This window comes from Chelativorans composti (genome assembly GCF_039541695.1).
GTDB lineage: Bacteria > Pseudomonadota > Alphaproteobacteria > Rhizobiales > Rhizobiaceae > Chelativorans > Chelativorans composti.
On sequence record NZ_BAABGS010000052.1, the window covers coordinates 1 to 10,062 of the forward strand.

Below are 10,062 nucleotides of genomic sequence, written 5' to 3' on the forward strand. Positions count from 1 at the left end.
CCTGCCAGCGCGACGCGTGTTGACCCTCGTTGTCGAGAACCAGCCGCACCGCGCGCTCGCGCACTTCAGGGGAAAACGTGTTCGTCGTCTTGCTCATGATGCTCCTCCTACTCAGGAGTTGGAGCCTCCGGCAAACCCGGCGCGGTCCACAGTTTCGTTACGCCGGCAGAGGCAATAGAACCTGAAAAGACTCGTGACTGGTTTGGTCAGGTGGTGGAAACTGAAATAGGCCCTCTTCTGGAGGAGTATTGGTTCGATGCCCCCCAGAAGGCTAAGGAAGTCATCGAAGAACTGAAGCAGGGATGGTGAGCGTCTTGTGCTGAGTGATGAGAAGGAATTGTCCGGCTATATCGGCCGCATACCCGTCAGGAACATCTGGCTCCTGATGTTGTATGCGTCCGATTTATATCGCACCCACGGCAGAAGGATGGCCGGTGTTGAGGAAAGCGTTGATCGAGTAGCGGATCTCGTTGCTGAAATCCTCATACCGGCTGTCAGACACCGTATGCGATATAGGCTCGGCTCGACCTATAAGCGAAAGACAGCCAATCTTTCCCGTATTCGGGGAAAGATTGACCACATCCGCACAGCACGACAGCAGCTCCTTACTCGGGGACTGGTTGCCTGCGGGTTTTTCGATTTGGACGTTGACAGACCCCGCAACCGGTTCGTGCGGTCGGCTCTCGAAAAGCTGTCACCTCTCGTAACCAAAGAGTCACTACGCCATGATTGCCGCAATCTTGTAAATGCACTGCGAATGTTGGGCGTTGTCGGGCCGTGTCCAACCAAAGCAGAGCTTTCGGCAGACCGTCTGGCGCGCCATGACGTCGCCGATCGCGAAATGCTCGATGCAGCGAAACTTGTCATGGACCTGGTTCTTCCGACCGAGCAGGCCGGGGATCGTCTTCTTCCCATGCCCTACAGAGAGGAGACATGGGTACGCTTGCTTTTTGAACGAGCTGTGGGCGGATTTTACCGTGTGGCCCTCTCACCAGGCGAGTGGCAAGTCTCTACGGGTACTAAACTAAATTGGGCGATATCGTCCTCTTCTGCAGGTGCCCGTGCGCTCATTCCACAAATGAAGACGGACATTATTCTGGAAAGCGTGCTTTCAACGCGACGCATCATCATAGATACCAAATTCAATGAAATCGCTGTCCAGGGTCACTATCGCGAAAGAACGTTTCGTAGTGAGTATTTATACCAAATATATGCCTACCTGATGTCACAGACCGGGAGGGGCGACCCGCTAGCAGATTCTGCTGCCGGTTTGCTCCTCCACCCATCCATTGGTGAGACAATAGACGAAGCCATTAAGGTACAGGGACATGTTATCCGGTTCGCTACTGTCGATCTGGCAGCCGATGCAGTGTCCATACGACAGCGATTGTTGGAGCTAATCGATGAGTGGCCACTGTGATCCGGCTGCATCGTCGAACTCGGCACCAGCAGGTCAACCAGCATTCCCGTCCGAGAGTGGTCGCAATTAGATGCGTTTCTTGGGTCGAGCCACTCGGGTCAACGAATTCGCTCAAGTGATTATCGTCGCGAGACTCAAGCCGGCCAGTCCTTGCCACGATCAGGGCCAGAAGGCAAGTTTCGGGTCTTGTAGCCCCGGCGATTGCGGGCAGTTTGCATGGTAAGCCAATCGCAGCCGCGGCGTGATCTGGAAGCCCCTCTGAAGAATACCTCAGCTGGGATACAAAATTGTATTCTAACACCACAACCATGAAGCTGGAAAGCTCGTCCTCTGCTGCGTCAGCGAGCGGCCTGGCCCGGATTTCGATAGGAATTCGTTCGACAATGGCGTCGACTCTGCGCTTGTACTCTTCCGGACTGGTCAGTCGGTCAGCTCCTTCACCGACGAGGTGGGGAGTGTGGTCGTTGTCTTTGAGCGGCTCCCTGCCGTCGACTCCAGAGTCAAGGTTGCCCGAAGAGCCCCTTGGCATGGTCCAGAAAGGCGTCGTGTCAGGCCGGAAACGGGTTGGAATTCTTGCTAGAACCGAGCGAAGCCGCAAATTGCTCTGAGATTACGGCTGTAGTGTCCGCGTTCCATCGGGATGAGGCTCAACCCGCGATACAAGACGAACAACACTTGACATCTCACACGTGAACGGGCTCGCTGATGCCCATATTCGGCAACGAAATTCTCACAGGGGCACGAAGGTATCTGCGGCGGGAGGAAAGCTTGGCATACAGTATATCAGGTATCGGTTCTCGTTTCGATCAAGCTGCGGGACCTGCCGGCGTGCGGATTTATGTTGCTGAAGGTGTTCACAGCGTTCTGTACAGGCTGGAAAGCATTCTGGATGCCATCCAGAAAGATCTGAAAGCTTCGCCTCCTCAGGATTGGAGAGTCCTGTTTTTCGGAGATTATCATCATGGAGGGTTGAACTCTCCACAGGTGATTGACCGCTTAATACGGCTAAGCGAGGAATTCCCACAGAATGTCGTAACGCTTGCGGGCCTTCGGGATATCCAGTTGCTGGAGTTTCTTTCGTCGGCTGCTCCTGTCGCGGAGACCTATGAGCGCTTTTCTGCGTTCAAAGCCGTACTCCATGCGGGGAGAGCCTACGGCCTTGATCTTGATTGGTTTACGCTAGATGACCGTTTGAGCAACAAGCCGATCCTTCAGGCTGCTGTCCCCAGCAACCATGTCGAGTTCCTCAAGAGGCTGTCCCCCAGCATTACCCTTGGCAGCTTCTTCTTTTGCTGTGAGCCGGTGTATCCAGCGGTAGTCAAGAAGAGCCCCAACGGTTCGATATGGATCAGGAGAGTGCATGACGGCTGGGATTTCCTTCTCGATGAGGAAAGTTCTTCTTCCCGTTCCAAGCTCCCCATTCGCGTTCACGTCAAACTTGAACTGAGAAATCAAAAAGAGGAAACGCAATCAATACTTGTTATTGAGGGTCGCGAGAAGCGATTGCTGGGTTCTTGAATTCAGGAAAAGTGCCCAAGGCATGGTGGGATATGTGAAGCTCCATCATGCACCGGCGGCACGGCGTGGTGGTTTCTCACGTCCCGGAAGCTCGGCCGGGCTTGTGCCTGTACAATTGCGCCGGACGATGCTTGCCGCGCAGCATCGCGCCGGCAACAGGCTCCACAATGCCGGCAGCAAGAATACGCTTGCGGAAATTGCGTCTGTCTGACTCGTATCTCGTGTCTGCAGAATTCACGCCCCTGATGGCATCAAAGGCCTCCTGCAACTGTGTGAGTGTGAATTCCTCGGGCAGCAGCGCAAACATCGGGCCCAGGATGGTCTCGTCGAAGCGGTCCGCCCGGATGCGCAGTTCGTTCAGGGCATGTGCGATAATCTCGGCGTGGTCGAAGGCCAGATTGTCAGGGAGCCGGCTCACCGGGAACCACCGAGTGTCGGCCGCGTCGGTTCCCGCCATCAGCGGCGCATCCTTCTGCGACGTCATCGCCATGAAGGCAATCGAGATGTACCAGCCGCGCGGATCTCGCCCCTTCTTGTCAAAAATGCCGAACTGTTCAAGCAGGGCAGCCCTGAAACCCGTCTCCTCCTCAAGTTCGCGCCTCGCACAGTCAGCGATCGGCTCGTATTCCCGAACAAAGCCGCCGGGCAGGGCCCAGTGCCCCTTGAAGGGTTCCTGGCCGCGCTCCACCAGCAGCAAGTGCAGCTCGCCGTTGATGAGGGTGAAAAGGACTATGTCCGCAGCGATTGACGGGCGGGCATAGCCATCGGTGTATCGGGGCGAGCTCATGGCGTTCCTCTTAGTGTATTGACAACAATAAGTCAATCTGTTATTGTCCAAATTACACTAACGGAAGCTGTCTTGTCTTGTAAAGGATCGCCGGTGCGGCCTTCGGCTTTCGTTGGGACCCCAAGAGAAGGAAAAATTGAGCACGTTTCATTCGTTACCATCGATAGACATGCGCTTCGGAGCATTCGAGCGCGCCATCCTGAAAACCTACTTCCTGACCTATCTCAGAACGTCATTGGTCGGGGGAAAAGTCCGGCTCAAGCAGAGCGCGGTTCAATGGTATGAGCAGAACAGGGCCAGCCTGAAGCTTCTGCTTCCCTCCTTGTCCAAATCAGTCAGCGACCCGGTCGATTTTGGCGATCCCGTACTTTCGCTGAGAGCGGCGGAAATTGATGCGCAGTATCCCAGGCTGCCTGCTCCCTCGGCGTTTCAGATGCGGATCGAGTGGCTGGCAGAGGTCCTGCGCCTTGACGAAACCGAGAGCAGGGCGCTTGGGGCGGTGTGCCGCCTGACGCAAATGCCGGCGTTCATGTCGTTCGCAGCCGCCCTGACCGATGGGTATGGCACCAGTGACGAGGTTCAGGCCTCTCTCGTCGGGCGGATCCTCGGACTTCGCAGGTCGGCGATCCACAGGCTGTTTTCCCGGGACGGGCAACTCACGAGGCTCGGGCTTATCGAAGATCGGAGTGGCGGAGATGTCTCTCCGTCGGAACTGGTTCTTGGCCTGCTTCGGGAACGTACGGGAAATCCGGACAGGCTGAAGAACCTGCTGCTTGGCACTTCACCCGAACCGAAGTTGAGTGTGGCGGATTTCGACCACATGGCGAGCCATGTGGGAGATGTCACGGCCATCCTGAGGGGAAGCCTTGAGCAGAAGGCGACCGGCGTGAATCTCCTCTTCTACGGCGCTCCCGGTTCGGGCAAGACCGAACTTGCCAAACTGCTTGGGCCGGCATGCGACGCAAGGGTGATTTTTGCAGGTGAGATCACGCAGGACAGGGATGAGCCAGACCGCAATGACCGCATAGCCCATCTTTCGCTTCTGTCCGCACTCGGACAGCGGGTCGGGCGCGTCATCGCCGTCGTTGACGAGGCCGAGGACGTTCTGGGAGGCGTCGGGCTGCTGTCTGACGGCCGGCGGGGCAGTTCAAAGGTGTTTCTGAACCGGCTGATTGAAAACAGCGTCATTCCCACGATCTGGATCAGGAACAGGCCGGAAGGTATTGACGAAGCCATCCTCCGCCGCATGGTTCGCGTGGTTGAATTCCGCAAGCCGGGCCATCATGTGACCACCCGGATCGTGAAACAGCATGCCGCTGCGCTGGGCCTGCAGATGGACGATGATTCCGCGGCTCAACTCGGGCGGGTGCCGCTTGCTCCTGCCATCATTGCCTCCTCCATTCGTGCCGCGAGCCTCGGACGCGGCGGGGCTGAGATGGCCATTTCAGTCGCCCGGTCCTTTCAGAAACTCATCCGCGGTTTTGACGCCATACCGGACAGGTGCGAAACCTTGTTCGATCCCGTGCTGACGGCCGCGAACATCGATCTGACACAGCTTGCGAGCAAGATCGTCCGCGCTGGGACGACAAGGCTCTCGTTTCTGTTCACTGGTCTGCCGGGCACGGGCAAGACAGCATTCGCGCGGTACCTCGCCGATCTGCTGAGGTTGGATGTGCTGGAGAAGCGTGGGTCCGACCTCCTGGGCAAGTATGTGGGCGAGACGGAAGGCAGGATTGCCGCTGCTTTTGCCGAGGCCAAGGACCGGAACTGCTTCCTCATCTTCGACGAGGCCGATTCACTTCTGTGCGATCGCAGAGGCACAGACCATCGCTGGGAGATAAGTCTGGTCAACGAGATGCTGACATGGATGGAACGGCATCCGCTTCCGTTTGCGGCAACGAGCAATCTGGAAGCAAGACTTGATCCAGCCGTCTATCGTCGCTTTCTGTTCAAGGCGAGGTTTGAACCTTTGCAACCTCATCAGATCGGTCTTGCCTTTCAGCGCTTCTTCTCTTGCGATGCGCCGGCCTTTCTGCTGGCTCACGAGCGGCTGACGCTGGGAGACTTCGCCTTGATCAAACGGCAGGCGGAGGTTCTCGGCATCTGCGACCCGAACGAACTTGCCAGGATGCTCGAACGTGAAGCCGGGTTCCGGCCGACCCCGAGCCGGCGGATTGGATTCCAGATTCACTGATGGGGAGGGGGACATGGAAAGAACAAGTCTGACACATCCGCTACAGATCGCCGAGGTCACGGTGGGCGAGGGGATGGGACGCATCGGCATCACTTTCTGTCCGGGAAAATCGGGGCCTTCCTCTTGTGGAGCGGGATGGTGCCGCGATCTCGGCATCGATCTCGATGTCATTCGCGAGTGGGGAGCGGCAACGGTTGTCTCGCTCATCGAGGACCATGAATTCGAGATGCTGGGTGTCCCGGATCTCGGTCTCGAAGTGCGCAACCGCCACATGCAGTGGTTGCACCTGCCAATCCGCGACGTTTCCGTGCCGGATGCGACTTTCGAGGGGCGGTGGACGGTCCATGGCGAAGCCCTGCGATCGCAGTTGCGGCACGGCCATGATGTCCTGGTCCATTGCCGTGGTGGACTGGGACGTTCCGGAACGATTGCTGCGCGGCTCCTGGTTGAACTTGGTCTTGAACCGTCACACGCGATCGAATTCGTGCGCAGCGTCCGTCCGGGGGCGATCGAGACATTGGAGCAGGAGCGGCATGTCCGCAGGCTGACATTTGTGCCTGAACATCAGCCATCCAGAGAAATGGAAGCGGTGCGCGACCGCGCTCGGGGAGCCTTGATCGGACTTGCTGTCGGGGATGCCATCGGCACGACGCTGGAGTTCAGTTCCCGTGACAGCTACCCGCCTCTTCAGGACATGGTTGGCGGAGGGCCGTTCGGGCTGCGGCCGGGCGAGTGGACCGACGATACGGCAATGGCGCTTGCCCTGGCGGACTGCCTGAATGACCCCGCCGGTTTCCGCGAGCACGCTCTGATGCGCCGGTTTTATGACTGGCATACGCGCGGGGCGTTTTCCTGTACCGGTGACTGCTTCGACATCGGCATTACCACACGGCAGGCCCTCATGCGCTGGAGATCGTCCGGAGACCCTGTGGCGGGCTCGACCGATCCCATGACTGCGGGCAACGGATCCCTGATGAGGCTTGCACCCGTCGCCATTCGCTACTGGAATGACCGTACCGCTCTTCGCGACGTTGCCGCGCGGCAAAGCAGGGTCACCCATGCCGCGCCGGAAGCGGTGGATGCGTGCGTGTATTGGGCAGAGCTCCTGGCAGAGGCGATACAAGGAGAACGTCGATCGCTTGTCTTCAGCCCGCGCAGTGAGCAGTACGCGGGAAGGGTTTCCCACGTCGCGCAAGGCTCCTGGCGCTCCAAGCGGCGTGAGGCGATCAGATCTGGCGGTTATGTGGTGGAGTCCCTGGAGGCTTCCCTCTGGTGTTGTTCCAGAGCTGTGGACTTCCGTGAGGCCGTCCTCGCTGCTGCCAATCTGGGTCATGATGCGGACACCACAGCGGCCATCACCGGGCAGCTCGCCGGCTCTTTGTTCGGATACTCCAGCATCCCCGAGACTTATCGGGAAAGGCTCGCCTGGCACGACGTTCTTCTGGATCAGGCGGACCGGCTGTTCGAGAAGTCTCTTGCTGCCGCGGACAGGGCGGCGCTTCAGTAGTCGCGGCACTGGCGGCATTGCAGGTCCATGATTGCGGTCATGGACCTGCCTGGATCAAGATACTACCGGATAGAATGGTTTACCCCAATCCTCGCGGGGGTTGTCCATCATGAGGTCAACAAACACCGGTACGAGAAAGGCCAGGACGGCTGCGCCATCCCGGACCTGGGCGCGATTGATGCCGCTGTTCCAGGTCGATCCGCCATGAACAATCTGGTTGCGCAATACGTATAGCCGGTCAAAGACGAAGCTGAGGACGCGCTTCGTATCGCCGTTCTGGACAGCCTGAGCGAATGCCCGTGAGGAAGCTTTGAAACGTTCCTCCCAGTCTTCGAAGCCCTCAATGCCGTTGTGGTGTTGCCAGAACGGATTGAAGACGTAGGGGTTGCTCATAAGCAGTCGTACGGGACCGGAGAAGCGTTGCCAGATCGCGTTGTAGATGCGTCGCTGTTCATCAAGCGCGATCAGCCTTTCAAAGAACTCGGTGAATGCGCTTCGCTCGCCTGGCTGCTTCACCTGAAACACATTCTCGTCAGCGTAGGCGGCGTTGAAGGCGATCCACAGAAAGATGAACTTGCCATCATCATCGTCGCAGGTTTCGGCCCGGCCGATCCAGCTGATGGCACGGTGGACACGCAGGCCCATCGTTTCGGGAAAGTTTTCCCGAAGCCTGCGCTGTTTAGCTTTCAGTTGATCGTAGGTGAGATCTGCAGTCATTGTCGTACTGCTGTGTCCAACCCCCCTCATAATTGATGTCCATTTCTGTATCAGGGAGTGCAGGGCGAATTCAACCGCGGAGCAAGGTAACGGTTGGGTGTCTCAGCTTTGTGCCAACGGGTCCGCGGGCCATCATTCGGGCGTCCGTGACCTGTTCCCCTGGAAAGTCCTCGTTTTGAGGTTAGCCTGTTCCCTGAAAGAGGAGAACTCTGCGTGATGAGCGTCAGCTTCTGCTTGGTTGTCAACCGCCTGCGACGGACATCACTCGTCACCAATTCGACGTGTCGATAATCGTTAGACTTAAGCCTGTCCTCAAGCCTGTGTTTGCGCCGTTCTGCTTATGCCGGCTGTCCGGTCGAAATGGGGGGCAGTTCAGCCGGAGAGGCAATACTTTAGTTCAAGGGAAGATTGCCGGCCGCGTTGAGAAGGGGATCCTGTTCCTCGCTTGGGCGGGTGAGCTGGAACCGGAAGAAGCGAACGTTGAGGAGGAGGGTGGCAGCATGGGGGCTGAGAGCGAGCACGGCGTGGACTCTATTGACCGAACGCATAGGCAGGCCCCGATCGCCGTCTTTCTCGGGCGCAAGGATCCCCGGCATGTATCCTGCCAAACTAACGCTTCGAGCCTTCTGCAGGCGCGCGCTACGTTGGCTGGCCAAATTGCTTCTCTGATGGAGGCGATCTGATGAACACCCGGAAGAACATTGAAGGCCGTGCCCCGTTCTCGCGGCAGGAAATCATCGATGAGGTGAAGAAGGCTGCAGTAGCCTTTGCCTCACACTTGTCAGCTTTCGGGCCGGGCAACGCTCTGGAGTTGGCAGCCGCATATCTGGGTTGTGAGCTCGAAAGGTACGACCTGGACGGCTTAACCGAGGAGGAGCTGCGTTCCATACCCATCGAAAGGCATTTTCTGCATCGAGTGGCTATGGATGCATACGACTACGCCTACCAGGTCGGCGCTAAAGGTCTCGACTACCAGGCTCAGATTGATGAGCGCCTGCATGAGGTCGCAGCTCTTTTGTCCGGTTTTCCTCAGACGGATTTCAACGGGGAACCCTCACCGTTGAACGGATCAAACCCGCAAAAGCTTAGAGAAGTCTTCGAGACCTTCGTTGCCCGCTATAAACTCGATCAGGAGAGCGATCTCACGATCACCGAACTCGCCTTGCTCGCGTCCATGGGAGAGGCTGCAGTCCGTACGTCCCTGAGCAAGGAAGGTATCACTACCATTTCCAGGCAAAAGGGCCAGCCGGGGGTTGTGCCCCATGAGCAAGCAGTCAAGTGGCTCATGGGCAGGCGAGGATTTGTTCCCTCTGCAAAGTTCTCGGAGGAGCATGAAGGCCAGTACAAGAGAGAGCTGCTCGCAAGTCTATTGGATAAACCGGAGATGTCGCTGCCTGAGTTCCTCCAGACGGCAATGAAATTACGAAAAGCTACCATTCATCAGATATCGGAGCAGGCACGGGTCCCCGAGCCATGGTTGGAAGGCGTCCTTTCTGGCAACACGTCTCCCAGCATTGACATCGCCGCCTTGAAACGACTTGCCGAGGCGCTCGATGTTCCAACCGTTCCATTTGCTTCCAAGGCGGTCGAATATCTTCTCACTCGCCAGTCTGACAAATAAATCTGCGAATTCTCGAGCCACCTCTGTTCGCTAACCAGGTTTTGGTCGGCAACAGAGGGGCGAGCCGCAGCCGGAGTTAAGATAGGCTGATATGAAGATGCTTTTAACCTTTGCGTCAGCGAGCCGACCGGCCCAGATTTCGATCGGAATTCGTTCGGCAATGGGGCAATTCTGCGCTTGCAGCGATATGACTTTGATCGGCCCCCACGGACGGGTCCAATTTGATTGTTAGTGCAATGATGGTGGTGGCGCCAGCGCGGGCGGCATCGCTGGTTGGGGTTGCAGGGCCGCCCGCGCG

At 57.7% G+C, this 10,062-nt stretch carries 7 protein-coding genes; 5 read left to right on the forward strand and 2 right to left on the reverse strand.

All coding sequences use genetic code 11. The features are described from left to right. Positions 1–337 precede the first annotated feature (337 nt). Both mcrC and ABD906_RS10310 read left to right on the forward strand, forming a co-directional pair. Positions 338–1,420 (forward strand): 5-methylcytosine-specific restriction endonuclease system specificity protein McrC, encoded by a 1,083-nt coding sequence (gene mcrC, locus ABD906_RS10305; protein WP_345099323.1) that lies wholly within the window; start codon positions 338–340, stop codon positions 1,418–1,420. Positions 1,421–2,188: 768 nt separating this feature from the next. Continuing rightward, a complete protein-coding gene (locus ABD906_RS10310) occupies positions 2,189–2,938 on the forward strand; it encodes a metallophosphoesterase family protein (RefSeq protein WP_345099324.1) in 750 nt (249 codons plus the stop codon). Between the two features lie 76 nt (positions 2,939–3,014). On the opposite strand, the gene ABD906_RS10315 is transcribed toward ABD906_RS10310, so the two are convergent. After that, positions 3,015–3,725 (reverse strand): NUDIX domain-containing protein, encoded by a 711-nt coding sequence (locus ABD906_RS10315; protein WP_345099325.1) that lies wholly within the window; start codon positions 3,723–3,725, stop codon positions 3,015–3,017. Positions 3,726–3,861: 136 nt separating this feature from the next. Between ABD906_RS10315 and ABD906_RS10320 the strand changes: the two genes are divergently transcribed. Both ABD906_RS10320 and ABD906_RS10325 read left to right on the forward strand, forming a co-directional pair. After that, entirely contained in the window at positions 3,862–5,919 is a 2,058-nt protein-coding gene (locus ABD906_RS10320) for an AAA family ATPase (protein ID WP_345099326.1), read from the forward strand. Between the two features lie 13 nt (positions 5,920–5,932). Further along, complete coding sequence (locus tag ABD906_RS10325) at positions 5,933–7,426, forward strand: ADP-ribosylglycohydrolase family protein (protein ID WP_345099327.1); 1,494 nt, start codon at positions 5,933–5,935, stop codon at positions 7,424–7,426. A 54-nt stretch (positions 7,427–7,480) separates the two neighbouring features. Here the strand turns inward: ABD906_RS10325 and ABD906_RS10330 are convergent, their stop codons facing one another. After that, complete coding sequence (locus ABD906_RS10330; RefSeq protein ID WP_345099328.1) at positions 7,481–8,143, reverse strand: hypothetical protein; 663 nt, start codon at positions 8,141–8,143, stop codon at positions 7,481–7,483. A gap of 682 nt (positions 8,144–8,825) precedes the next feature. Here ABD906_RS10330 and ABD906_RS10335 point away from each other — a divergent pair. Further along, positions 8,826–9,764, forward strand: coding sequence for a helix-turn-helix transcriptional regulator (locus tag ABD906_RS10335; RefSeq protein ID WP_345099329.1), 939 nt, complete (start codon positions 8,826–8,828; stop codon positions 9,762–9,764). The last annotated feature ends 298 nt before the right edge of the window (positions 9,765–10,062 follow it).

Coding starts and splice junctions, on each gene's coding strand:
- ABD906_RS10325 (WP_345099327.1), top strand. CDS start 5,933: ATGGAAAGAACAAGTCTGACACATCCGCTACAGATCGCCGAGGTCACG.
- ABD906_RS10330 (WP_345099328.1), bottom strand. CDS start 8,143: ATGACTGCAGATCTCACCTACGATCAACTGAAAGCTAAACAGCGCAGG.
- ABD906_RS10315 (WP_345099325.1), bottom strand. CDS start 3,725: ATGAGCTCGCCCCGATACACCGATGGCTATGCCCGCCCGTCAATCGCT.
- ABD906_RS10335 (WP_345099329.1), top strand. CDS start 8,826: ATGAACACCCGGAAGAACATTGAAGGCCGTGCCCCGTTCTCGCGGCAG.